Source organism: Natribaculum luteum, assembly GCF_023008545.1.
GTDB lineage: Archaea > Halobacteriota > Halobacteria > Halobacteriales > Natrialbaceae > Natribaculum > Natribaculum luteum.
The window spans coordinates 2,792,411-2,816,726 of sequence record NZ_CP095397.1 but is presented as its reverse complement, the minus strand read 5'-3'; the positions used below and the strand labels follow the sequence as shown (position 1 = coordinate 2,816,726).

Sequence of the window (24,316 nt, the reverse complement as noted above, 5' to 3'; positions counted from 1 at the left end):
CTAACTGCCGTCAGGTCGATCGAACGCCAGCAGCCTTCGATACGCACAAAGCACGCGCCGCCGTACCGGTCGCCATGATCACGAATCTCGCGCAGGGAGTGACCGCGTTCACGAGTAACGCCTTTCTCGTCTCCGGCGAGCGGACGGTTCTCGTCGACGCCGGTGCGAACTTCGACGTCGTCACACCGCTTCGCGAGCGCGTCGACGACCTCGAGGCGGTCGTGGTGACCCACACCCACCCGGACCACGTGGGGAACCTCGCCGCGGTGAAAGACGCCTTCGACGTCGACGCGTGGGGGTACGATACGGCACAGGAGGGTATCGACCACGCGATCGAAGACGAGGAGGCGGTCGCGCTCGGCGATCACGAGTACGTCGCCTTGCACACGCCCGGCCACAAAGACGACCACCTCTGTTTCTACGCTCCCGACGCGGAGATCCTCTTTGCCGGCGACCTGATCTTCCAGAACGGCGGCTTCGGCCGAACCGACCTGGCCGAGGGCGACCGCGCGACGCTGATCGAGAGCGTCGACCGCGTCCGAGAGCGCGTCGATCCCGAACTGGCGGAACTGCACGCGGGCCACGGGCCGAGCGTCACGAACGAGGCCTACGGACACGTCGAACTCGCGGCACGGATGGCGCGTCAGGCCTGATCAGACGTCTCTCGCCGCGGCGAGCAACGCGTCGTAGGCGTCCCCGTAGGCCGACGCGATCTGGTCAGGATCACTCCGCTTGTCGCCCGTGAGCGGCGACAGCGGGACGCGCTCGAGTGGATCGAGGTACTCGATCACGTCCGGGACGCGCTTCTCGAGTGTGCCATCGTTCGGACTCGAGCGGGCGACCTCGCAGGCGCGACAGTAGCGGTCGCCGCGGTAGATCCGGGCGCGACCGGGTTCGACGACGGCGACAGCCGCGATGGCAGCCGGGTCGAGCGACTGCAGCGGGAGTGCGACGTCGCCGTACGACTCGACGACGGCGAGTGGGGTCGATTCGATTTCGGCGGCGAGCGCGTCGAACGCCGGCGCGTACCGCTGCTCGACGGCGGCGTTGAGTTCTTCGACGCTCTCGACACGGGCGGCGTCCGAGAGCGGGAGGGAGGCGGCGACAGCCTCTGGAATCTTGGCGGTCGCGTTGACGACGAACTCGTCGTCGCCGTCCGGGTTCGTAATCCGGTCGACGACAAACTCGCGGTCGCTCCGGCCGAGCAGTCCGTTGCCGCCACGCGGCGCGGGCCGCCAGAGCCGATGGACCGGGTTGAGGGCTTCGGGAGCGCGACCGTTGTTCTCGGCCTTCGATAGCCGATGTGCGTCCTTGCCGTAGAGCCGACTCGACTCGAGCGCCCGCAGACAGTCGTCGTGGTCGAACCAGTAGTCGTTTCCCGCGCGCGGTTTGTATCCTGCCCCGCCGGTCCGGGCGAGCAAGCCAGCGGAGAAGGTCGTCTTCCCGGCGTCGACTCGGTCCGCACCAGCGACCAGGAGGATCATTCTTTCAGACCGTAGTAGCCCGGTTCGTCCTCGCTGCGCGGTTCGCCGACGACGAGATCGTCGGCGTTGGTCATGATCCACGGGATCGCCCAGTCGAGGAGGATGTCCTCGGTCTCGGGATCGAGTTCGGCGTCTGGCTCGAGTTCCTGCAGGAGGCGGGCGATCTCGTAGACGGTGTACATCCGGTCGTCATCGAACAGTTCCTCGGCGGTGTAGAAGTCACACGGATACAGCTGGTCGAACTCCGACTTCGGGACTGGCATGCACGTCGGTACTGCCGTGACGGGCGTAAACGGTGTGGTTCGAGACGACGACCTGTCGTCACACGTCGCGACCGCCTGCGACTCACTCGAGCGCGTCGGCGAGCGCCTCGATCGGGTGGGGCGGCCGGTCGTACCCCTCGAAGTCGCCGACCTGGGTCCGACAGGACGCGCCGGGCGCGACGACGACGTCGTGGTCGCTCTCCTCGACCGTCTCGAGGAGAAGGTTGCCGATGGCCCGCGAGAGGTCGTAGTGGTCTGCCTCGTAGCCGAAACTGCCGGCCATCCCGCAACAGCCGGTCTCGAGCGGGTCGACCGCGTAACCGGCCCGCCGGAGGACGCCGACGGCGTGGTGATCCCGCCCGAGAGCCTTCTGGTGACAGTGGCCGTGGAAGGCGAGCCGGGAGTCAGGAGCGTCGAACGCAATCTCTTCGTCGAGGCGGTTCCGGTCGAGGTACTCGAAGACGCCGAAGGCGTTCGCCGCGAGCGTCTCGGTGCGGGCGTCCGACAGGAGCGACTCGTACTCGTCTGTGACCATCGAGGCGTCCGAGGGTTCGACGAAGACGATCGACCAGTCGCGCTCGAGGTAGGGCTCGAGATCCGCGAGCAGCGCCCGCCCCCGGTCGGCCGCCAGATCGAGCATTCCCTGGGAGTGGGCAGCCCTTCCCGTCGGTCCGAGGTCCGGAATCGCGATGTGGACGCCCGCGGCCTCGAGCACTGCGACGGCCGCCTTCCCCGGCCCGGGATCGGTGTAGTTGGTGTAGGTGTCCGGAAACAGCACGACGCGGTCGGTCGCAGCCGAGGGAGACACCCGCGGACCGCCCCGCTTTTCGAACCAGGTGGAAAGGGACTCGCGTCGGAACTCGGGGAGCGACCGATCGGGCGCGACGCCGACGACTCGTTCGAGGACGTCTCGAGCGGCGGGGAGTTGCGACGCGTAGTTCGACAGCGGGGCGAGTGCGCTGCCGAGCGCGGAGAGGCGATCGACGTTCGCGAACAGTCGCTCGCGGAGGCTCGTCCCCTCTCGGTCGTGGTACTGGTGTTTGACCTCGACTTTGAGCTTCGCCAGGTCGACGCCCGTCGGACAGTCGCTCTTGCAACCCTTACAGCCGATACAGAGGTCGAGCACCTCGCGCTGGAACCGCTCTGTATACAGTTCCTCGGGTGGGAGGTCGCCGCTGATCGTCGCCCGGAGCAGGTTGGCCCGCCCCCGGGTCGTTGCGATCTCCTCCTCGCTCGCGCGGTAGGTCGGACACATCACGTCGCTGCCCGTCTGCCGACAGGTTCCACAGCCGTTACAGAGTTCGACGAGGTGCGAGAAGCCGCCGTCGTCATCGAAGTCGAGAGTCGTCTGAGGCTCGAGCGAGTAGTAGTCTGGACCGTACCGGAGGTTCTCGCGGATGTCCGTCGGATCCTCGTCGCGATAGACGACCTTGCCGGGGTTCATCCGCCAGTCGGGATCGAACGCCGACTTCACCTCCTTGAACGCCGCCCAGAGGTCGGAACCGTAGAGTTTCGGGTTGAACTCCGTTCGGGCGAGGCCGTCGCCGTGTTCGCCCGAGAACGCGCCGCCGTGCTCGAGTGCGAGGTCGGTGACGTCGTCGGCGATCGAGCGCATGGTCTCGACGCCGTCTTCGTCTTTCAGATTCAGGACGGGACGAATGTGTAAGGTCCCGACGCCGGCGTGGGCGAAGTACGCGGCCGTCGTGTCGTGGTCGTCGAGGATCTCCTGGAACCGGTCGACGTACTCGGCCAGTTCTTCCGGCGGGACGGAGGCGTCCTCGACGAACGGGTACGGCTTCGGGTCGCCCTCCATGCTCATCAACAGCGGAATGGCGGCCTTCCGGAGCTTCCAGAGCCGTCCCTGTTTCTCGGGCGTGAACGCGGGAATCGCCTCGAACGCGCTCCCGTCGTCGACCAGTTCCGTGACCGCCCCATCGATCGCATCCGGCAGGTCGGAGACGACTTCCGAGTCGTACTCGAGCATCAACGCCGCTTTCGTCCCCTCCGGGATCGGTTCGGCGTACCGGGCGTACTCGGTCGACGCTGCAGCCAGCCGAAACACCTCGTCGTCCATCAACTCGACCGCGCTTGCCTCGAGCGCGAGCGCCTCGGGGACGGCCGCGAGTGCCTCGAGCAAGTCGTCGTAACAGCAGACGACGAGCGCCGTCTCCTCGGGGCGGGTGACGAGCGACAGTTTAGCCTCGACGACGACGCCGAGCGTGCCCTCCGCACCGACGATCAGCTTCGAGAGGTTGATGATCCGATCGCCCTCTCCATCTTCGCCGTCCTCTCGAATTACTTTCTGCAGGTTGTAGCCGCTGACGCAGCGTTTGAGCGTCGGATACCGGTCTTCGATCTCCTCGGCGTTGTCCTCGACGATCGACCGAACGGTCCGATAGATCGCTGCCTCCCGGTCGTCCTTCTCGACGATCCGCTCGTACTCCTCGCTGTCGAGGACGACGTCGCGGGTGTGGATCACCGACCCGTCGGCGAGGACGACCTGCAACTCGTCGACGTAGGCGTCCGTGATGCCGTATCGGACCGAGTGTGCGCCCGTCGAGTTGTTGCCGATGCCGCCGCCCACCGTCGCCCGGTTCGAGGAGGCGGGATCGGGCGCGAACTTCAGCCCCCACTGTGCGAGGTGGTCGTCCAGGTCGTCCTGGACGACGCCGGGTTCGACCCGCGCCGTCCGCTCGTCCGGATCGACCTCGCGGATCGAGTCCATGTGTCTCGAGCAGTCGAGAACGATACACCCCTCACCGACAGCCTGGCCCGCGAGCGACGAGCCGGCCCCGCGTGGCAGAACGGGGACGCCGTGGTCGCTCGCCGCTCGAACCGCCGCCTGCACGTCCGCGACGTTTCGCGGGAAGACGACGCCCGCCGGCTCGGCGCTGTAGATGCTTCCGTCGGTGGCGTAGCAGACCCGCGTGTACTGATCGAACCGGACGTCGCCTTCACAGGCTGCCTCGAGGTCGTTCGCCAGTGATTCGTACTCGTCGGGTACTCTCGACGACCCGATCTCGATCGACTCCGTCCCGTCGGGCTCCTCTACGGCCATGTGTAGACAACTCGTGGCACGGCGGATAAATCATGCCAAAAACATCACAATCGTTGATGCTTCTCCCGACGTGGGCCGCTCGCGTTCGTCGACGATACCGCCGGCTATCGCTCTCCGCGTCGACCGTGCCAAAAAAATCGAAGGTGTACTGGCTCGTCGCTTACTCGAAGTGGTCCAGACACTTCTGGTACTCTTCTGCGGCCTTGTCCCAGTTGACGACGTCGAAGAAGGCGTCGATGAAGCTGCCGCGGTCGGGACCGTAGTCGTAGTAGTACGAGTGTTCCCAGACGTCCAGCGCGAGGATGGGGTGTGAACCCCAGAGTGCGCCCTGGTCGTGCTTGTCGACCGCGACGTTGCGAAGCTGTTTCGCGACGGGGTCGTAGACGAGAAGTGCCCAGCCGCTAGCAGCGCCCGCTGCAGCCTCGAACTCGCCTTTCCAGCCCTCGTAGGAGCCGAAGTCCTCCTCAATGCGGTCGGCGAGGTCTCCTTCGGGTTCGTCGCCGCCGTCGGCGGACATGTTCTCCCAGAACAGCGTGTGGAGGTAGTGTCCACAGCCGTTGTGGGTTACATTCGAGAGCGCACCGGGGGTCGAGCTAAAGTCGCCCGACTCGCGGTTCTCCGCGAGCGTCTCCTCGGCGCTGTTGAGGCCGTTGACGTAGCCCTGATGGTGCGTGTCGTGGTGCCAGGTCAGTACCTGCTCAGAGATCGACGGTTCCAGTGCATCGTAGTCGTACGGAAGTGGTGGTAGTTCGTGGTCAGTCATGGTGACACCCTGTTTCTACGTCGACCGCTCACCTGTTAAATATTGAGGATGGGAATGATAACACACCACATAGGATGGGGTGACGTACTCGTCCCGGTTTGACTTGCGATCGAACGGTGAGAACGCGACGCTCGAGTGGTCCGAGAACTACGAGAGTTCCTTGTGCTGGGCGTGCTCGAGCCACTCCTCGAGCGACGGCTGGTTCCAGTAGCGAACCGTCTCGCTACGCGAGTCGTACTCGAGGACGCCCGCGTCTTCGAGTTTTGGCAAATGCATGTGCTGGAGCGACGTGACGACGTGCGACCGATGGTCGTCTACACTGTCTCCGTACTCTTCGAGCGAGACGACGTGATCTGCGATCTCGTCGACCGTCGCGACGCCGTCCGACGAGCCGTACAGATAGTAGAGTGCGTACCGCCGGCGTTGATCCGCGAGGATGTCGAACACGAGGTCGAGAGACGGAGTTCTCGCCGTCGCTAGGGCTGTCGCCTCTCGCTTCCTTTCACGCATCGACTGACCACCTACCGTAAGTTACCATTCGAAGCCACCGATTCCATCTACTACAGCAGGCGCATTAGATGTTACGTATATCTAGTACAGTATATGTAATAATCGTTCTATCGAATTCATCAATCCAAAAATCGGCCGCGAGACGGCCCAGAACGCCAGTCAGTCGGGTCAGACTGGAATCATCCCAGCCGTCGCTATCGATCGAAGCGCATCGAGAGAACGGCGTTCGTCGGAACGAGCCGTCGAGTCGAGAAACCGACGCGACGAGTTACTCGTACAGCCAGTTCGCGTCGTGCTGATCGTAGTCGATCAGTTCGTCTTCGTCGAAGTGAATCGCGATCTCGCGTTCGTTCGCACCCTCGTCCTCGTGGTCGGCCGCGTGGACGACGTTCCGACCGAGATCGAGTGCGTAGTCACCGCGGATCGTGCCGGGTTCGGCCTCGAGCGGGTCCGTCGCACCGATCATCTGGCGGACCTGCCGCGTGGCGTCCTGTCCCTCCCAGACCATCGGCACCACGGGTCCGGAGGTGATGAAGTCGACGAGACCGTCGTAGAACGGCTTGTCCTCGTGTTCGGCGTAGTGCTCTTCGGCGCGCTCGCGGGGCATGTTGACGACCTTGATGCCGACGAGCTTGAGTCCGCGCTCCTCGAGTCGCGAGATGACCTCGCCGACCAGGCCGCGCGCGAACGCGTCGGGTTTGACCATCACGAAGGTGCGCTCGTGATCGCTCATTCTTCGTCGTCCTCCGCGTCGTCCTCGTTGTCGGCGTCAGCCGTCTCGGCTTCCTCGGCCTCTTCGGCTTCCTCGGCCTCTTCGGCTTCCTCGGCCTCTTCGGCTTCCTCGGCCTCTTCGGCTTCCTCGGCCTCTTCGGCTTCCTCGGCCTCTTCGGCTTCCTCGGCCTCTTCGGTCTCTTCAGCAGGCTGTTCCTGCACTGGACCCTTGTTGCGACGGCCCTCCTCGGTCCACTCGAGGTCGCGCGGTTCGCGCCCGAGTTTGTAGTTTTTCTCCGCCTTCGAGTCGACGAAGTGGAGCACGGTACCGTCGGTACGGACGTACATGATGCCCGTTCCGGGCTCGATCTCTTCGCCCGTGTAGTCGCAGGTTCGCTTCTCGACCATCTTACTGTCCTCCGATTGAATCTGCCTCGCGGGCGGTCTCGCGCAGCTGGAGGACGTCCCCCTCGCGGACCGGCCCGAGGCAGTTACGGGTGATGATGCGACCTTTGTTCTCGCCCTCCTGGATCCGGCACTTGACCTGCATGGCTTCACCGTGCATGCCGGTCTTGCCGACGATCTCAATGACCTCGGCGGGCGTAGAGCCGCTTTCTCCCTCTTCAGCACTCATGTTCGGTCACCTCAGCGAAGGTCCTCGACCTTGCCTGCGATGTCCTCGACGTCGCCGGAGGCTTCGCCGGCGTCGACGATCGCGGCCGCGGCCGAGCCGACCTCGAGACCGGCGGCGTGACCGACGTCGTCCTGCGTCTCGACGAAGACGTACGGAATGCCTTTCTCGTCTGCGAGCTCGGGGAGGTGCATCACGATCTCCTCGGGCGTGACGTCTTCGGCGACGTAGACGAGGTCGGCGTTGCCGCGCTCGATCGCCTTGGTCGTCTCGTTGGTTCCTTTCTTTACGCTTCCGGTGTCTCGTGCGACCTCGAGCGCCTCGAGGGCGTCTTCCTGGAGGTCGGCTGGGACTTCGAAGTTTACGTATACTGACATTGGTTGTTCACCTCTCCTACGCGCAGGCTCGCGCTCCCCTGCCCGACCGGGGCTGCAGTGTGACCCCGGGCCGGAGTGGTCCGGCGGAGGTCCTGTAGGGCTAGGAGCATCATCAACCCCGCGTAGGGTGTACGACTCCGTAACGTTCGCCACCTTAAAAGCGTGTCCAAATGCTCGAGAGAGTGCCAACGGTCCGCATTCGGACCGAACTCGGCCACGTCGAGCACTGGCGACCGACGTCGGTGATCAGAGAGGGGCGCGAACTGCCTCCTCCGGGCTGTTTTCGACGATTTCGCGCTCGTCGTCGCGTTCGCTGGCAGTGACCCGGTGGTAGACGGTCGCCTTCGTGACGCCCTGGAGCGTCGCGTTCGACAGTGCCGCACCGAGAAAGAACGTGCCGCCGACCAGCGCGTACAGCGGCAGCCAGAACCCGGCAGCGACCATCGCGCCCGTGATCACCGAGCCGACGGTGGCGAGCGCCCAGCTCGTCAGTCGGAGTCCGAGCAACGCACCGACGACTGCACCCCACGAGTTGCCAAGGTGTCCGGCCGACGTCTGGAACATCGACCGCCAGGTCGCGTCGTCGAAGAGGACCGCGGGGACGATCAGAAACGTCGCCGCGGACCAGCCCAGTTCGACCGCTTCGCCGACGATGCGCCCGCCGACGCCACCCTGCTTGTCCGCGAGGTTGCCGAAGACGACCCCGATCGTCGACGTGACGAGCGACCAGAGAAACAGCGTCCGCCAGTTGTCGGCCGCGGCTGACAACCCGGTCCGAAGACTCGTCTCGACTCCCCGATGGTAGTCGTAGGTCTCGTGAACGAGCGCGGCGACGAACAGTACCAGCACGTACGCGATCGCGACGTAGGTGCCGAGGAGGACGACCGGCACGACGAGCCAGCTGATCGGCCACACGGCGTAGAGTGTCGCCAGGGCGGTACCGAAGAGCACCAGACTCACGACCCCGCCAGCCAGCGGATACGCGAGCAGCCACGGGTTCTCGCCGAGCACCGCGAGGCTCTCCCTGAGCAGGTCGAACCCATCGGAGAGGCGGTCGAGCTTTCCCTCGAGTCGCTCGAGCATCGAGACGTACCGCAACACGTTCGCCATGGCCCGTCTGGGCCCGGCATCGTATAAAAATCCGAGGCGTCGACGCGAGGTGGCCGTCGATTCGGGGGGATCTTACCGTCGGGGAGAGAACATCCATCCATGGACGTCGTCGAGGTGGCAACCGATCTCCGCCGGGAGGCGACGCGCGTCGACGAGCGACGGCTGCTCGTTCTCGCGGGCGACCGAGAACAGGGGTACGAGCACGTAGAGCGGATCCTCGACGCTCTCGAGGTCGGGATCACCGACACGACGCTCGTCGGCCCCGAGGATCGCCTTCGATGCGAACACGTCCCGGGACGGAACGCCGACCGACTCCTCGGGACGACCCGCGAGGTCGTGATCGTCGACGGACACGAGGCGTGTCGCCCGAACGCGCTCGGCCAGGTGACCGGCGTCGTCGACGGCGGTGGCCTCCTCGTGGTGCTCGCCCCGCCGCTCGAGGCGTGGCCCGACCGTCGCGACGCGTTCGACGAGACGCTCGCCGTCCCGCCGTTCGACCTCGCGGACGTAACCGGGAACTTCCGTCGGCGGCTGGTCGAGACGCTTCGCGCACACCGGGGAATCGCCATCGTCGACGTCGACGCCGGCCGCCTCGAACGAGACGGACTGACCGATCCCGCACCGCGACTCGCCGGGTCGCCGATCGAGCGTCCCGCCGATCGGCGGTTCCCGGCAGCAGCCTACGACGCCTGTTACACCGCCGATCAGGTCGACGCGCTCTCGGCGCTCGAGTCGCTCGCCGACGCCGACCGGGTGGTCGTTCTCGAGGCCGACCGCGGCCGCGGGAAGTCGAGCGCGATCGGGCTGGCCGCCGGCTGTTTCGCCGCCAGCGGCGAGGACGTCCTCGTGACGGCACCCGCGTTCCGGAACGCGGCTGAGGTGTTCGCCCGGGCGCGAGAACTCCTCGAGACGCTCGAGATGTCGACAGACGAGCCAGCCGATCACGTTCTCGAGTCCGACGATGGGTGCATTCGTTTCGTCGAACCGGCAGCGGCCGTCGAGAAAGCGGCGTCGGCCGACCTCGTCGTCGTCGACGAGGCCGCCGCGCTCCCCGTCCGACGCCTCGAGTCGCTGCTCGCGGCCGACCGGATCGCCTTTGCGACGACGATCCACGGCTACGAGGGTGCCGGTCGTGGGTTCTCGGTCCGGTTTCGCGACCGTCTCGCGGAGAGCGACCACGACGTGTGCGAGCAGACGCTCGCGGAGCCGATCCGGTACGCCGCGGGCGATCCCATCGAGGCGTGGGCCTTCCGCGCCCTGCTGCTCGACGCCCGGCCACCGGTCGACCCGCTCGTGACCGACGCACAGCCCGAGACGGTCGACTATCGGCGACTCGAGCCCGACGACCTCCTCGCCGACGAACGGCTCCTCCGCGAGACGTTCGGCCTGCTCGTGCTCGCACACTACCGCACCGAACCGAACGACCTCGCTCGGCTGCTCGACGCGCCGAACGTCGACGTCCGGGCGCTGGTCTTCGACGGCCACGTCGTTAGCGTCGCCCTGCTCGCTCGCGAGGGGAACCTCTCCCAGGAAACGCGGGCGACGATGTACGAGGGCGGCCGCGTCCGCGGGAATATGCTCCCGGACGTGCTCACGAGCCAGCTCCGCGACGAGAAAGCGGGCGACCCGACCGGGGTGCGCGTCATGCGGATCGCGACCCACCACGCCGTGCGCTCGCGCGGCCTTGGCTCGCGGCTGCTCGAGTGCGTCCGCGAGGAGTTTCTCGAGACGGTCGACTGGCTCGGCACCGGCTTCGGGGCGACGCCGGGGCTGCTCTCGTTCTGGCGCGAGAACGGCTACGGGACCGTGCACATCTCGACGACACGAAACGACACCAGCGGCGAGTACTCCGCACTCATGCTCGCGCCGACGAGCGATGCCGGCAGCCGGCTGCACGACCGCCACGCCGACTGGTTCGCCCGCCGGTTTGCGGCCGTCTCCTCGGACGCGCTGGACGACCTCGAGTCGGACGTCGCCCGCGAACTCCTGCGGAGCGTCGACGCCACCCCGCCGCTCGCGCTGACCGACCACGAGTGGCGCGTCGTCGCGGGTGCGGCGTACGGACCGGGGCTGTTCGACGTCGATCCCGGTCCCTTCCGCCGGCTCGTCGTCCGGTACCTCGTCGACGATCCCGACGAGATCGACCTCTCCGCTCGCGAGGAACGGCTCCTGGTGTTGCGGGCGCTCCAGGGGCGAGAGTGGCCGGCGGTGGCCGACCGCCTCGAGTATCACTCCGCCGGTCAATGCATGCGTGCGCTCGGAGACGCGCTCTGTCCGCTGGTCGATCGATACGGGACAGACGTCGCACACGAGGTTCGCGATCGGTTCCGCTAGGCATCGCGCTCCCAGCGTGTGAGAATAGGTGGCGTGTCTTTTACTGACGTTCAGCGTAGCTGTCGGTATGTCCTCGAGTTCCCTCTCGGCAGACGAACGGACCGAGTTGACGAGCGCGGCCCGGACGGTCGTCGGCGACGAACTGCGCAGCATTACGTACTTCAGCGAAGACGAGGTCGAGCAGCTGTACCTCCGTGGCGACCTCGAGGCGGACGCGGACCTCGTCGGGTTCGCCGATACCGAACGGCTCGGCTTCCGGTCGCAGATGGCCTACCGAAACACCGAACTCGGTTCTTATCAGTTCACGATCCGCGTCTTCGAAGCCGGCTATCTCACTCGCGTGATCGGCGGCGATCACGGGACGTTCGTCACCACGGACGCGATGGCCCGAGATCGCTTCGAGGAGCTCGCAGCGGCGTTACAGGGCGTCCTCGAGGAGGTCGACGGACCCTAATCAGACGAACAGCCGCTGGAGAGCACGTTCGGGCAGCGCCTTCAGGAGCCACGCGACGAGTCGCCACCGCCGGGTAACGTAGACGTGATCGCGCCCGCGATCGACCGCCCGCAGGATCTGTCTCGCCGCCGTCTCCGGCGAGCACATCCAGAACTCGCCCATCGCCAGGTCGGTGTCGACGAAGCCGGGTTCGACCGTCGTGATCGTCACGTCTCCCTTGCGGCCCGCCTGTCGGTGGCGCAGCCCCTCGAGGTACGTCGAGACGAACGCCTTCGATGCGTTGTAGGCGGGTGCACCGCCGTTGCCGAAGACGGCCGCGACCGACGAGATGCCGACGAGGTGTCCCGTCCCGCGGTCGTCGAAGTGAGTCATCGCCGCCGTCGCGATCGCCGCGAAGCCGCGGACGTTGACGTCGATCGTCTCGCGTTCGGGTTCCCACTCGAGGTCGTGATTCAGGTGGCCAACGGCGGCGCTGATCACGACGAGATCGACCGACTGCATCGCGTCGACGAGGTCGTCGAACGCCTCGCGTGCGCGGTCGGCGTCGGTGACGTCCATCGTCGCGACGTACGCTTTCGTCGGTAGCTCTGCGCCGATCTCTTTCAATCGTTCCGTTCGTCGAGCGGTGAGTCCGACTTCGTAGCCGTCGGCCGCCAGTTCTCGCGCCAGCGCCTCGCCGATGCCCGAGGAAGCGCCGACGACGATCGCACCGTCTGCCATGGCTAGACGTTTCGGTCACGCGACGTAATGGTATCGCGTCGACGGGCCGGGCTGACGAACCGACTACCGAACGACGGTCACCGGGACGGGCGACCGCTCGAAGACAGTCTTCGCGACGTTGCCCACGTAGAGTCGATCCATAGCGTCTCCGCCATGGCTCCCCAGTACGACCACGTCGAAGTCGTCGGCACGCTCGACGATCGCCCGCGCCGGCCGTCCCACGTCGACGTCAGTGTCGATCTCCCGCCCGCGTTCGGCGGCCAGTTCCTCGGCCCGATCGAGAACGGCCACCGCGCGCCGGGCGGCCGCCTCCTCGACGTCCTCCTCGAGTGCGATGCTCACCGCCTCACCCATGAACGGCGACGGGACGCCCACGACGTTCAACACCGTGACGTCGGCGTCGTCGTGGACCTCGAGTGCGTACTCGAGTGCTCGCTCGGCCATCTCGGAGTCGTCCATTGGAACGAGGACGCGGGAAACCATACGTCGACTACGGATAGGTGGTCGATAAAAACTGGGCTACCGGACGAGTCACGCCGACGGTCCAGCTATAGTCGCCACTGACAGTCATTGCACACCCTTCGCGACGAGTGCGATGTGTGTAAGTCGTTTCAGCCGTTGCTACAGCCGCGACGGGTGGCTCGAGGGTGGCGGTACTGCTTTGCCGTCGGCGCTCCTCCGCCCCGATATGGTCGACGCTGTCACGGTCGTCGCCGTCGCGCTGCTCGTCGGCGGCGTCGTCGGTACGATCGTCCCGCTCGTCCCCGGCGGCCTCCTGTCGCTGTCGGGTGTCTACCTCTACTGGTGGCACACCGACTTCGCAGAACCGGGACTCGTCGCGCTCGGCGTCTTCACCGTCCTCGGAGTGGCGACGATACTCGCCGAGTACCTCGCCGGTGCCGTCTCCGCTCGCGTCGGCGGTGCCTCCTGGCAGACGACCGTCGCCGCCGCCGTCGTCGGCATCGTCCTCATGCTCGTCACCGGTCCGCTGGGGCTACTCGTCGGCCTCTTCGGGACAGTGTTCCTCCTCGAGTTCGTCCAGGACGGCGACGTCGACCGCAGCACCCGGTCGGCGTTCTACGCCACCGTCGGAATGCTCGCGTCGACGGCGATCCAGGTGCTGCTGACGGCGACGATTCTCCTGGGGTTCGTCGTCTGGGCTCTCCTCCTGTGACCATTCCACTCCGTCGTCTCGCCGTCTCGTGCGAACAAACACTGACGTTCCGGACGCCGTAGATAGCGTATGGAGTGTTCCGAAGACGACTGCGACAGACCCGCCGCCGTCGAGTTGCACGTCCCGTGGACCGACAACCGACTCGTCTGTGCAGCCCATGCTCGCGTCCTCGGCCGACGAGACGGCGTCGTCGCCGATCCGCTCCCCGAGCGTGGCGAGGACTTGCTCGAGTAGGTGGCCTCGATCCAGGTTCGATCGGAGCACGCCAGTCACGGGTCGCGACGGGGCCAGCCGACGCTACTCGTACAGGAAATTGAGCAGGTACACGGCTATCGCCATCCCGACCAGGTACGGGATCGCCCCGAAGAGGAACGTGACCGACCGGTCGGCATCCGTCCAGGCACCGAGCGTGAAGAACACCCATCCCACCGTCGTGACGACGAGCATCGCCGCGAGCGTGAACTGGACGAGGAGAATCAGCCCGAGCACGGACTCCTCGTATCTTCCCGCGTCGAATCGCAGCGTCTGGCCACCCCGGTTCGTTGACATACCGACAGGGGGTTGTGTGACCGTATTAAGCATTGTTGCAGATGCCAGCAAGCCGTGCCGCCATCGCGTGCCACTCGCGCTGGATCGCCGTTTCGAGGACGACGCTTCTCGCTAGCGTTCTCGTCGTCCCCGACGGAGAACCGATCGCGACTCACTCACCTCGGTCATCGTCTCGACGTCGGAGACGTGACGACACTACGGATGCGCGTAGTAGACGACCGTCTCGTCTTCGTCGTGGCGGTCGATTCGAGCGAATCCGACGCGCTCGAACTGGACGAGGTCGTCCGACTCGAGGTCGGCGACGCCGGGTTCGGCCCGGCCCGAGACGTCGCCGTCCATGGTTCGCATCCGGACGGGAACGCTCTCGGCGGCGGGCACCCAGTGGACGACGTCGACGCCTTCCTCGCGGACGATCTCGATGTCCTCGCCGGTGTACTGGAGCGCGTCGCGGGTGTACTCGAATGGGCCGAGTCCCTTCAGCCAGACGCGGTCCCCGCGGTCGGGGAGGTCGTCGGGCTCGAGCAAGACGGCGTCGCCGACGGTAATCTCGCGGACGCCGCGCTCTTCGTGGTCGGGGTGTAGCAGCGGGTTGGCCTCCTCGGGCGGACTGCCGGCGAGCGGAATTTCGGTGCCGTCGCGCACCAGGAACCGTCGATCGGTCTCGTCGTCGACCAGTTCGCGGTTGTTCGCGTAGATCGAACTCATCGCGAGGTCGACGTTCGACGTCGAGGTCCCCAGATCGACCATCGCCTCCGTGATCGCCTTGCCGCGGATTCCACGGCGCTCGAGGCTCGCAAGCGTCGGCGCCCGGGGGTCGTCCCAGCCGTCGAGTTCGCCCGTCTCGATCAGTTCCTTGATCGTCGACGTGCTCATCTTCACGTCGTAGGCGTCGACCTGGACGTGCCCCCAGTGGACGACCTCGGGGTACTCCCAGTCGAAGTAGTCGTAGACGAACCGCTGTTTCTTCGCGGAGTCTTGCAGGTCGATCCCGCGGATGATGTGGGTGATGCCGATCAGGTGATCGTCGATCCCCGACTGGAAGTCGAGCATCGGCCAGCAGCGGTACTCACTGGCCTCTTCGCGTGGGTGCGGCGTGTCGATCATCCGGAACGCGACGAAGTCACGGAGGGCGGGGTTCTTGTGCTCGATATCGGTCTTGACTCGCAACACCATCTCCCCGCTGTCGTACTCGCCCTGGATCATCCGCTCGAACTCCTCGAGGACCGTCTCGGGGTCTTTGTCCCGGTGCGGACAGGGCTCGCCTGCGTTCTTCAGGTCGCTGAACTCCTCGGCCGGACACGAGCAGGTGTACGCGCCGCCCAGTTCGATCAGTTCGCGGGCGTGGTCGTAGTAGGTCTCGACGCGATCGCTGGCCCGGTAGACCGCGTCGGGTTCGAACCCGAGGTATTCGACGGCATCGAGGATCTGGTCGTAGGCCTCGAGGTCGGGTCGTTTCGTCTCGGGGTCGGTGTCGTCGAAGCGAACGCAGAACCAGCCGTCGTATCGCTCGCGGTAGGTTCCGATGACGGCGGGCATCCGCGCGTGGCCGACGTGCCACGGGCCGTTCGGGTTCGGCGCACACCGCATCCGGATCTCGTCGGAGTCGTCGGCGTTCGGGAGCGCGGGGAGGTCGTACTCGTCTTCCTCGTCTTCGGCCTCGAGTTCGGCCAGTTCGTCGGGAGCGAGGTCCTCGAGCCGCTCGCGCTTCTCGTCGTACTCGAGTTCGTTGACCTCGCTCACCACGCCGCCGACGACGCCCGGAACCGCGTCTGCGTGCTCGCGGAACTCGGGATTGTCGCCCATCAGCGGGCCCATGACCGCGCCGACGGCGGCGTCGCTCTCGTGTTTGACGGCGTTCAACAGCGCGTGTTTCTCGGCTTCGCGCTCGACGCGCTCTCGTAACTCGTCGTCCATTGGTGAGTAGTTCCGGCCCCCCGGTCAAAACCTCCGCGGTGTCGCCTCGAGTCGGACTCCCGAAAGAAGGCAGCGACCCATCGCCGGTTGTGCCGGGAACCGGTTTCAGCCGACGGTATCATAACGATGGCTGTGAGTCTGTACCGCTGCAACCGCGAACCGTCGTGCGGTTGCGTCGGCAACCAGTCACAGCCACCATTATCAATACCCGCGCTCGATCAGGTAGTCCGCGAGTTCGAGCAGCAGGTCGTGGGCCTCGTTGTCCGGCAGCACCTCGAGGCGTTCTTTCCCGCGATCGACCAGACTGCGGGCCTTGTCGTTTGCGTACTCGATCGAGCCGGCAGCCTCGAGTTCGGCGACCGCCTCGTCGATCTCGGCTTCGGTGACCGCGTCGACGTCGTTCGTATCGACCAGCCCGTCGACGTCGACGCCCTGCTCGCGGGCGTGGACGGTTATCAGCGTCTGTTTGTTCTCGACGAGGTCGCTTCCGCGCTGCTTGCCGAGTTTCTCGCTCGGGACGGTCAAATCGAGCACGTCGTCCTGGATCTGGAACGCGCGACCGACGTCGAGTCCGTAGCCGTAGAGGGCGTCGACGGTCTCCTCGTCCGCTCCCAGGAGAATCGCCGGGAGGCTGGCCGAGGCGGCGTACAGCACCGCCGTCTTCTGCTCGACCATCTCGAGGTACTCCTCCGGCGTTACCTCCTCGCGCTCCTCGAAGCAGACGTCGAGCGACTGCCCCTCGCAGATCCGCGTACACGTCTTCGCCAGGACGTCGAGGGCTTCGACGGCCCGTTCGGACTTCGCACCGGTCTCGAGCATGATCTCGAACGCCTTCGAGTAGAGCGTGTCGCCGGCGAGGATCGCCGTCTCGAGGTCGTACTCCCGGTGGACGGCGGGAACGCCGCGACGGAGGTCGTCGTCGTCCATGATGTCGTCGTGGATCAGTGTGAACGACTGAATGACCTCGACGCTGACCGCCGCGGCCATCACGTCGATCGGCTCGTCACCGAGCGTCGGGAACTCGCGGTAGTCGACCGCGAGCGGCTCGACGTCTGCGAGCGCTTCCGCTACGGTCAGCAGGACCGTCGGCCGGAGGCGCTTGCCGCCGGCGTCGAGCAGGTATCGCGACGCCTCGTAGAGACGCTCCGGCCGCGTCACCGGAAGTTCGTCGGGAATCGCCGCGTTCACTCGTTCGCGGCGCTTTCGAACCTCCTCGAGTACCGCCTGTTCGCGTGCCTCGGGCGAGGTCATGTCAGTCGACGAGCTGGATCAGGTTGCCGTTTCGCGTGACGTGGACGTCCCGACCCACCTGGTAGCCTTCGTTCTCACACAGGTTCACGTACCCGGAGAACCCTTTCAGGTCCTGGTGTGCGGGAACGATGTGCTGGGGCTGGAGCGCGTCGAGCATCTCGTAGTGACCCTCCTGGTTGAGGTGGCCGGAGACGTGGATGTCGCTGTAGATACGCGCGCCCTGCATCCCCAGCAGCTTCTCGGCCTGGTAGCGCTGGCCCTCGTTGGTCGGTTCGGGAATGACGCGAGCCGAGAAGACGACCTTGTCGCCGGCATCGAGTTCGTACGGCGTCTCGCCACGGGCCATGCGCGTGAGCATCGCGCGGGGTTCGCCCTGGTGGCCCGTGACGACGGGCAGGAAGTTCTCCTTGCCCTCGTTCATGATGCGCTTGAACGTGCGGTCGACGGATTTGCGGTGGCCGAACATTCCCAGATCGGTGGGGAAGTCGATGAAGTCCAGGCGCTCTGCGGTGCCGGAGTACTTCTCCATCGACCGGCCGAGCAAGACGGGCTGGCGGCCGATGTCGTCGGCGAACTCGACCAGCGACTTCACGCGGGCGATGTGACTCGAGAACGTCGTCGCGACGATGCCGCCGTCGTAGTCCTCGATGCTGTAGAGGACGTCACGGAGGTGTTCGCGAGCGACGCGCTCGGAGGGCGTCCGGCCCTTCTTGTTCGCGTTGGTACAGTCCTCGATGTAACAGAGCACGCCTTCTCCTTCGCGACCGATCTCACGGAAGCGCTTCATGTCGATCGGGTCGCCGATGACCGGCGTGTGGTCCATGCGCTTGTCCAGCCCGTAGACGATCGCCCCCTCGGGCGTGTGGAGGACGGGGTTGATCGCGTCGATGATCGAGTGGGTGACGTTGACGAACTCGAGTTCGACCCCGTGGTCGCCGATCGTCATCGTCTCGCCCGCCTCCATCTTGATCAGGTCGTTCTCGACGCCGAACTTCTGTTCGCCCTCGATCTGCTGTTTGACCAGTTCGATGGTAAAGGGCGTGGCGACGACCGGCGCGTCGTACCGGTGGGCAAGTTTGGAGATCGCGCCGATGTGGTCCAGGTGGCCGTGAGTCGGCACGATCGCCTGCACGTCGCCCTCGAGGTCGGACATGACCCGGTCGTCCGGGATCGCGCCCATGTCGATCAGGTCGAGACTGTGCATCCGTTCGGTTTCGACGTTGTCGTGGATCAGAACCTGCGAAAGGTTCAGTCCCATGTCGAAGATGACGACGTCGTCACCGGCGCGAACGGCAGTCATCTGCCGTCCGACTTCCTCGTAACCGCCAATGGTTGCAATTTCGATTTCCATGGTTTGTAGCACTGAAAGCCGTGGAGACTCTCATCGAAACGGTCCGCGGACTCCAGGTTGTGCGGCCCCGGCGTCGTTGCGCGTCGGCCATCCCGCTATGCGATCGCACGGCGACACCCCGTCACCGGACCGACTCTCGGCGACACAGCGAGTCACGATCGCACTTGCCCGCGGGTTTCGCTAGGCTCTCCTACTCCCTCCGGTGTTAAAAAGTCCGTGGGTTAGTCGCGACCCCGTTCACCTCGACGCTCGAGGGGCGCTCTCGGTCGTCTCCGCCGTCTGTGACCGTTGCAACTAGGACGACGGTCAGTGATCGCGTCTCGACGGCTGTCGGCAGCGACGACAGCGTCTCGAGTGCGACCGATGTCTGAACCGTGTTGTCCGGCAGTATACCTCCGCGACGAGTGACCGTCCGATCCGCTTCGAAACGTATTTTCCGCCATCTGCGAAATGCCGGTGTAACAATGCTACGGGAGGGGTCGTCGTGCACGTAATCGTCGTCGGTGCTGGTGAGGTCGGCCGAGCGATCGCCGCGAATCTCGCAGACACGCACGACGTCGTCGTGGTCGACCGCGACGGCGACGTCGCCGAGGAACTGACCTACTCGCTCGACGTGCTCGCGATCCAGGGCGACGGGACCGAACTCGAGACGCTTCGCGAGGCGGACGTCCAGCGGGCAGGAATGGTGATCGCCTGCACCGACAGCGACGAGGCGAACGCGATCGTCTGTGGCACAGCAAAGACCGAAAGCGACGCGTTCACGATCGCCCGTGTCAGACGGCGGACGCTCCTGGAGACCTGGCAGGGCTCTCAGAACGCCTTTGGCGTGGACTTTATGGTCTGTACGGACCTGCTGACCGCCCAGACGATCTTTCGCATCTCGGGACTGCCGGGCGCACACGACGTCGAGATGTTCGCCGGCGGACTCGTCCGGATGGCCGAGTTCGAGGTCGACGCGGACAGCCCGGTCGCCGACCAGTCCGTCAGCGAGGCCGACCGGTACGACTCGCTGACGTTCGCCGCGATCTTCCGGGACGACGAGATGATCGTCACGCGCGGGGACACCGTCTTCCGTCCCGGCGACCGGGTCGTCGTCATCGGGAGCCCCGACTCCGTGAAGGGGTTCGCAAGCGACGTCGCCACGCCGGGCGACGACGGCACCGAGGAGGTCGTGATCGTCGGTGGCGGCGAGGTCGGCTTCCACGCCGCGAGAGAGTTCGAAGAACACGGCTACCGGCCCCGACTGATCGAACAGGACTCCGACAGGGCTCGCGAGCTCGCGGAAGCACTCCCCGAGACGATCGTCATGCAAAGCGACGCCACGGACACGGAGTTTCTCCTCCGCGAACACGTCGGCGAGGCCGACGTCGTGGTCGCCGCCCTCGACAGCGACGAGAAGAACCTGCTCGTCTCGCTGCTCGCCGACCGGATCGGTGCCGACCGGACAGTCGCCGTCATCGAGAACGTCGAGTATGTCGACCTCTTCGAGACCGTCGGCGTCGACGTCGCCGTCAACCCGCGCGAGGAGACCGCAGAGGAGATCGTCCGGTTTACCCGCGCCGACCACACCGAGAAGGTCGCGATGCTCGAGCACGATCGCGCGGAGGTGATCGAACTCGAGATCGGCACCGACAGCGTCCTCGCGGGCCGGGAGATCGCGGAGGCGACTGCGGACCTCCCCGACTGTGTCGTGATCGGGGCGATCTCGCGCGCGGGGAACCTCGTGACCCCTCGCGGAACGACCGTCGTCCGGCCCGGCGATCACGTCGTCGTCTTCGTCGACGCGGCAGCGCTCGACGACGTCATCGAAGTAATCTGACGGGGATGGCCGACTCGCTGCTCGCGGTCAGCCGAACAGTTCGACGAACCGGTTCGTGCCCTCGTCGGTGCCGGCGATTATCAGCTCGTCCCCTCGACGGATCCGGAAGCCGGGACCAAGGTCGGTGATGACCGCTCCGTTCCGTTCGACGGCGACGACCGTGCAGTCGGTCCGCTCTCTGATCCGGGCCCCCTCGAGCGTGTCGCCGACGAGGTCTGGCGCGGTCGTTCGGATGGTCTCGACCTGGGTGTCCGTCGAGAGTACCTCCTCGTCCTCCAGCACCTCGGAAGCGATCGACCGTCCGGTCACGGTCGCGAGCGCCAGGACGTATTCGGCTCCCGCGCGGTAGGTTTTCTTGACGGTCTCGGCCCTCTCGGCGCGCGCGACGATTTCGGCGTCATCGTTCAGGTCTCGCACGACGAGGGTCGTGAACTCTGTCACGGTGTCGTCGGACAGCGCCAGGACGACCGTCCGCGCCTCCTCGACGCCGGCCTCTCGCAACACGTCCGGATCGGTCGCCTCGCCGACGACGTCGACGCCCTCACTGTCGCGTCTGTCGACGACGGTGTAGGGAAGGTCGGCGTCGGAGAGCGCCGCCGTGACAGTCTGACCGACGTCGCCGTGGCCGACGACAACCGTCCTCCCGCGGCGAAATCGGCGGACGGTCGAGAGCGTCGCCCGTTTGAGCCGCTCGAGTTGGTCTTCGTGGCCGGTGACCAGCAGGATCGTTCCGCTGTCGAGCGTGGCGTTCGGCGGGGGCGGCGTCTCGAACTCGCCGTGGAACCACGCCCCGACGACGTTCACGCCGTAGCGCTCCCTGATGCCGCTGTCGGCCAGGGTCGTCCCCGCCAGTCTGCTCCCGTGGTGGATCGGAAACTCCGCGATGTCGAAGTCCTCGCCGATCCGGATCGTGTCGCCGAGGTTCGTGCTGACGCCCGCCGTCACCTTGTGAGCGAGACTCTCGCCGACCAGTCGTCGCGGCGAGAAGACGACGTCGGCACCCGCCAGTCTGTGGTACGTGGCCTGATCGGGCTCCTCGACGACGCTCACGACAGCGACGTCCTCGGCGGTCTCTCTGGCTGCGAGGACGATACTCGCATCGATCCGGTCGGACACGTCGGCGACGAGCGCCCGCGCGTCCGCGAGGTTGACGCCCTCGAGTCCCGACACCGACGCCGGGTCCACGTGAACGACCGTGTGCCCGTCCGCGTAGAGATCCATCGCCCGGTCGCGGTCGGGTTCCACGAGGACGTACTCGACCCCGTGGGAACGCAATTCCGCGATGAGCGTCTCGGCTCGAGCCGAGTACGAACAGATTACGACGTGATCGTTGAAGCCGTCGTCGAGTGCCGTCGGAACCGATGGCGAGAACACGTCCTCGAACAGCGGGAAGAGCAAGACGGGAAGCGCCAGGAAGAATAGCGCGACGCCAGTCAGGTCCATGAGTATGACCAGCAGGTTCATCTGGGGACTCGCCCAGGGCGAGTCCGAGCCGTATCCGGTCGCGGTGAACGTTTCGACGGTGAACTGCAGCGAGTGCAGATAGGCCTGAGACTCCCCCTCGAACGTCCGAATCCCGTAGTGGTACGCGGTCGAATAGAACACGATGAGCAGCGCGATGAACCCGAGGTAGTAGATGGCCCGACGCTGTAGGCTACGCATGTTCGCCGAATTGTTCAATATCTGTAAAATGGTTCCGCTCCCGACGATCGAGCGTAGACTGTGGCGAACCGTGAGTCGGTTTCGACGACCCACCGACACCTGCTGGAAATTCACTCACCGGCGGTCTCGACCCGTTCTCTGTGCGCTTCGCTCGAGGATCTTGTCGATCGCCCAGCCGACCCAGAAGAACACGATGGCGACGAATGCGACCATCTCGAGGCGGACGATCGAGCCGTGCCAGACGTACAGCACGGCGGCCATAACGGCGATGCCGGAGATGGCGACGCCGAACACGTCGTAGAACGACCGCGGGTTACGAATACTCGGTGCGCGAGTCTCCATGGGCGACAGTTAGACGCGAGTCAGTATAGTTCGTCGACCCACGAATGACGTCAGCCGAACCACGTGACGCTCACACGACAGCCCGTACACGCCCGATCGCGTCTCGGTATTCGTCGCCGACCAGCGTGGGCGACTCGAGTGCGATCGATCTGTGATCCGTGTTGTCCAGCAGTCGACGGGTCGATCGTCGTTGCGATGGATTAATGCACCATCCTTGATTCGCGTTACACTGTGAGTCGAACGCGACGTCGTGTGGGTGGGGGGTTCCCGTGAACGTCAGAGTCGACTGGCGTGCGAGCGTCGCGCTCACGGGGACCGTTCTCAAGTACCTGGCCGTCTCCTTGCTCGTCCCGCTGGTCGTCGCACTCGTCTACGGCGACGACGTCGCCGTCTTCGCCGGGACGCTCGTCGTTACCGTCGGCCTCGGCCATCTCCTGGAGCAACTCAGCTCCGAGCCGGACGTCAGACCGCGAGAGGCGATGTTGCTGGTCGCGCTCTCGTGGCTCGCCGTGGCGTTCGTGGGTGCGATTCCGTACGTCCTCGCGGGCTATGGCACCGACTCGACGCTCGTCGATCCCGTGAACGCACTCTTCGAGTCGATGTCCGGGTTCACGACCACCGGGGCGACCGTGATGGGCGAGATTTCGCTCGAGCAACACTCGCACGCGCTGCTCATGTGGCGTCAACTCACCCAGTGGCTGGGCGGCATGGGGATCGTCGTGTTGATGGTCGCGATCCTCCCGGAACTCGCGGTCAACGGCGCGCAACTCATCCGGGCCGAGGCACCCGGCCCACAGCTCCAGAAACTCACGCCGCGGATCGCCGAGACGGCGCGGATCCTCTGGATGATCTACTTCGCATTCACGGTCCTGTACGTCGCGATCCTCTACGGACTCCACCTCGTGGGAATGGCTCCGAACATGACGTTCTACAATGCGGTCGCACACGGGTTCACGACGCTCCCGACGGGCGGGTTCTCGCCGGAGGCCGACAGCGTCGCGGCCTTCTCGGCGGCCGTCCAGTGGGTTGCGATCCCCTTCATGGTCGTCGCCGGGACGAACTTCGCGCTGTTCTGGCACCTCTTTTCCGGCGAGGTAGAGCAGATCTTCGAGAACCCCGAGTTCCGGGCCTACACCGGCGCGATTGCCGTCCTGACCGCGATAACCGGTGCGCTCCTGTTCGGCGGTTCGGCACCCGCGCTCGCCGAACTCGGCGGCGCGACCCAGGGCGTGACCGAAAACTCACTCCGGCAGGCAGCGTTCCAGATCACGTCGATGCTGACCTCGACCGGGTACGCCACGAGCGACTTCGCCCAGTGGGACTCGCAGAGCCAACTCGTGGTGCTCTTCGCCATGTTCGTCGGCGGGAGCGCCGGCTCGACCGGCGGCGGCATCAAGGTCATCCGGTGGTTGATCGTCATGAAGGCGCTGCGTCGAGAACTGTTCACGGCCGCTCACCCCGAGGCGGTCCGTCCGATCCGCCTCGGCGGAAACGTCGTCGACGAAGACGCCGTCCGCGGTATGCTCGGTTTCTCGTTCATGTACCTCGTCGTCTTCGGTGTCGCGACGGTCGTCATCGCGATCGACGCCAGTCGGGTCGGCGACCTGTCGTTGACGCCGCTCGAGGCGATCAGCGCCAGCCTCGCGACGCTCGGGAACATCGGTCCGGGGTTCGGCGAGATCGGCCCGTACGGGAGCTACGAAGCGTTCCCTCCCACGTCGAAACTCCTGATGGTCTTTCTCATGTGGATCGGTCGCCTCGAGATCGTCCCGGCGCTCGTGTTGTTCACCGGGGGGTTCTGGACCCGGTAGCTGCGCCGTCGGGACGCGAAGAAGTTGC

Annotated in this window: 25 protein-coding genes; 7 read left to right on the top strand and 18 right to left on the bottom strand. The window is 65.8% G+C overall.

Annotated features, from left to right (window positions below):
* Positions 1 to 74: 74 nt before the first annotated feature.
* Positions 75 to 653, top strand: a complete 579-nt coding sequence (locus MU558_RS14590; RefSeq protein WP_246967597.1) for an MBL fold metallo-hydrolase — start codon at positions 75 to 77, stop codon at positions 651 to 653.
* On the opposite strand, the gene MU558_RS14585 is transcribed toward MU558_RS14590, so the two are convergent.
* From MU558_RS14585 to MU558_RS14540, 10 genes are all read right to left on the bottom strand, one after another.
* Entirely contained in the window at positions 654 to 1,484 is an 831-nt protein-coding gene (locus MU558_RS14585) for an ATPase (protein ID WP_246967594.1), read from the bottom strand.
* On the bottom strand, positions 1,481 to 1,747 hold the full coding sequence (locus MU558_RS14580; RefSeq protein ID WP_246967591.1) for a DUF5827 family protein: 267 nt from the start codon (positions 1,745 to 1,747) through the stop codon (positions 1,481 to 1,483). Before MU558_RS14580 ends, MU558_RS14585 begins: the two co-directional genes overlap by 4 nt.
* A gap of 82 nt (positions 1,748 to 1,829) precedes the next feature.
* A complete protein-coding gene (locus tag MU558_RS14575; protein ID WP_246967588.1) occupies positions 1,830 to 4,805 on the bottom strand; it encodes an FAD-binding and (Fe-S)-binding domain-containing protein in 2,976 nt (991 codons plus the stop codon).
* Between the two features lie 160 nt (positions 4,806 to 4,965).
* Complete coding sequence (sod, locus tag MU558_RS14570; protein WP_246967578.1) at positions 4,966 to 5,568, bottom strand: superoxide dismutase; 603 nt, start codon at positions 5,566 to 5,568, stop codon at positions 4,966 to 4,968.
* Positions 5,569 to 5,715: 147 nt separating this feature from the next.
* The gene (locus tag MU558_RS14565) at positions 5,716 to 6,078 is read right to left on the bottom strand and encodes a DUF7344 domain-containing protein (protein ID WP_246967576.1); all 363 of its coding nucleotides are present in this window, start codon (positions 6,076 to 6,078) and stop codon (positions 5,716 to 5,718) included.
* 268 nt (positions 6,079 to 6,346) lie between these two features.
* The gene (ndk, locus tag MU558_RS14560) at positions 6,347 to 6,811 is read right to left on the bottom strand and encodes a nucleoside-diphosphate kinase (protein ID WP_246967573.1); all 465 of its coding nucleotides are present in this window, start codon (positions 6,809 to 6,811) and stop codon (positions 6,347 to 6,349) included.
* A complete protein-coding gene (locus tag MU558_RS14555) occupies positions 6,808 to 7,197 on the bottom strand; it encodes a 50S ribosomal protein L24e (protein ID WP_246967570.1) in 390 nt (129 codons plus the stop codon). Before MU558_RS14555 ends, ndk begins: the two co-directional genes overlap by 4 nt.
* A gap of 1 nt (position 7,198) precedes the next feature.
* Entirely contained in the window at positions 7,199 to 7,423 is a 225-nt protein-coding gene (locus tag MU558_RS14550) for a 30S ribosomal protein S28e (RefSeq protein ID WP_246967567.1), read from the bottom strand.
* A gap of 11 nt (positions 7,424 to 7,434) precedes the next feature.
* A complete protein-coding gene (gene rpl7ae / locus MU558_RS14545) occupies positions 7,435 to 7,797 on the bottom strand; it encodes a 50S ribosomal protein L7Ae (protein WP_246967564.1) in 363 nt (120 codons plus the stop codon).
* A gap of 246 nt (positions 7,798 to 8,043) precedes the next feature.
* Positions 8,044 to 8,907, bottom strand: a complete 864-nt coding sequence (locus MU558_RS14540) for a DUF6159 family protein (RefSeq protein WP_246967561.1) — start codon at positions 8,905 to 8,907, stop codon at positions 8,044 to 8,046.
* A 99-nt stretch (positions 8,908 to 9,006) separates the two neighbouring features.
* Here MU558_RS14540 and tmcA point away from each other — a divergent pair, with 99 nt between their 5' ends.
* Positions 9,007 to 11,241, top strand: a complete 2,235-nt coding sequence (gene tmcA, locus MU558_RS14535) for a tRNA(Met) cytidine acetyltransferase TmcA (RefSeq protein WP_246967558.1) — start codon at positions 9,007 to 9,009, stop codon at positions 11,239 to 11,241.
* A 67-nt stretch (positions 11,242 to 11,308) separates the two neighbouring features.
* Positions 11,309 to 11,695, top strand: a complete 387-nt coding sequence (locus MU558_RS14530; protein WP_246967555.1) for a DUF7522 family protein — start codon at positions 11,309 to 11,311, stop codon at positions 11,693 to 11,695.
* Here MU558_RS14530 and MU558_RS14525 read toward each other — a convergent pair whose 3' ends face one another.
* Positions 11,696 to 12,415 carry an SDR family NAD(P)-dependent oxidoreductase gene (locus MU558_RS14525; RefSeq protein ID WP_246967552.1) on the bottom strand — a complete coding sequence of 240 codons (720 nt, stop codon included), beginning with the start codon at positions 12,413 to 12,415 and terminating at the stop codon, positions 11,696 to 11,698.
* Positions 12,416 to 12,478: 63 nt separating this feature from the next.
* Positions 12,479 to 12,898 carry a universal stress protein gene (locus tag MU558_RS14520; protein WP_246967549.1) on the bottom strand — a complete coding sequence of 140 codons (420 nt, stop codon included), beginning with the start codon at positions 12,896 to 12,898 and terminating at the stop codon, positions 12,479 to 12,481.
* 205 nt (positions 12,899 to 13,103) lie between these two features.
* On the opposite strand from MU558_RS14520, the gene MU558_RS14515 reads away from it, so the two are divergent.
* Both MU558_RS14515 and MU558_RS14510 read left to right on the top strand, forming a co-directional pair.
* Complete coding sequence (locus MU558_RS14515; RefSeq protein WP_246967546.1) at positions 13,104 to 13,589, top strand: DUF456 domain-containing protein; 486 nt, start codon at positions 13,104 to 13,106, stop codon at positions 13,587 to 13,589.
* Between the two features lie 69 nt (positions 13,590 to 13,658).
* Positions 13,659 to 13,823: a DUF8014 family protein gene (locus MU558_RS14510; protein ID WP_246967544.1), complete on the top strand. Its 165-nt coding sequence runs from the start codon at positions 13,659 to 13,661 to the stop codon at positions 13,821 to 13,823.
* A 63-nt stretch (positions 13,824 to 13,886) separates the two neighbouring features.
* Here the strand turns inward: MU558_RS14510 and MU558_RS14505 are convergent, their stop codons facing one another.
* The 4 genes from MU558_RS14505 to MU558_RS14490 all read right to left on the bottom strand — a co-directional run bounded on the left by MU558_RS14505 (position 13,887) and on the right by MU558_RS14490 (position 18,654).
* Positions 13,887 to 14,138 (bottom strand): hypothetical protein, encoded by a 252-nt coding sequence (locus tag MU558_RS14505; RefSeq protein WP_246967541.1) that lies wholly within the window; start codon positions 14,136 to 14,138, stop codon positions 13,887 to 13,889.
* 195 nt (positions 14,139 to 14,333) lie between these two features.
* Positions 14,334 to 16,052 carry a glutamate--tRNA ligase gene (locus MU558_RS14500; protein ID WP_246967538.1) on the bottom strand — a complete coding sequence of 573 codons (1,719 nt, stop codon included), beginning with the start codon at positions 16,050 to 16,052 and terminating at the stop codon, positions 14,334 to 14,336.
* Between the two features lie 201 nt (positions 16,053 to 16,253).
* Positions 16,254 to 17,303: a geranylfarnesyl diphosphate synthase gene (gene idsA3 / locus MU558_RS14495; RefSeq protein ID WP_246967535.1), complete on the bottom strand. Its 1,050-nt coding sequence runs from the start codon at positions 17,301 to 17,303 to the stop codon at positions 16,254 to 16,256.
* Position 17,304: 1 nt separating this feature from the next.
* A complete protein-coding gene (locus MU558_RS14490; RefSeq protein WP_246967532.1) occupies positions 17,305 to 18,654 on the bottom strand; it encodes a ribonuclease J in 1,350 nt (449 codons plus the stop codon).
* Positions 18,655 to 19,138: 484 nt separating this feature from the next.
* Here MU558_RS14490 and trkA point away from each other — a divergent pair, with 484 nt between their 5' ends.
* Positions 19,139 to 20,473 (top strand): Trk system potassium transporter TrkA, encoded by a 1,335-nt coding sequence (trkA, locus tag MU558_RS14485; RefSeq protein ID WP_246967529.1) that lies wholly within the window; start codon positions 19,139 to 19,141, stop codon positions 20,471 to 20,473.
* Positions 20,474 to 20,500: 27 nt separating this feature from the next.
* Here the strand turns inward: trkA and MU558_RS14480 are convergent, their stop codons facing one another.
* Together MU558_RS14480 and MU558_RS14475 are read right to left on the bottom strand one after the other, a co-directional pair.
* Entirely contained in the window at positions 20,501 to 22,135 is a 1,635-nt protein-coding gene (locus MU558_RS14480; RefSeq protein WP_246967526.1) for a potassium channel family protein, read from the bottom strand.
* Positions 22,136 to 22,249: 114 nt separating this feature from the next.
* On the bottom strand, positions 22,250 to 22,477 hold the full coding sequence (locus MU558_RS14475) for a hypothetical protein (protein ID WP_246967523.1): 228 nt from the start codon (positions 22,475 to 22,477) through the stop codon (positions 22,250 to 22,252).
* A 269-nt stretch (positions 22,478 to 22,746) separates the two neighbouring features.
* On the opposite strand from MU558_RS14475, the gene MU558_RS14470 reads away from it, so the two are divergent.
* Positions 22,747 to 24,288, top strand: coding sequence for a TrkH family potassium uptake protein (locus tag MU558_RS14470; RefSeq protein WP_246967520.1), 1,542 nt, complete (start codon positions 22,747 to 22,749; stop codon positions 24,286 to 24,288).
* Positions 24,289 to 24,316: the final 28 nt, after the last annotated feature.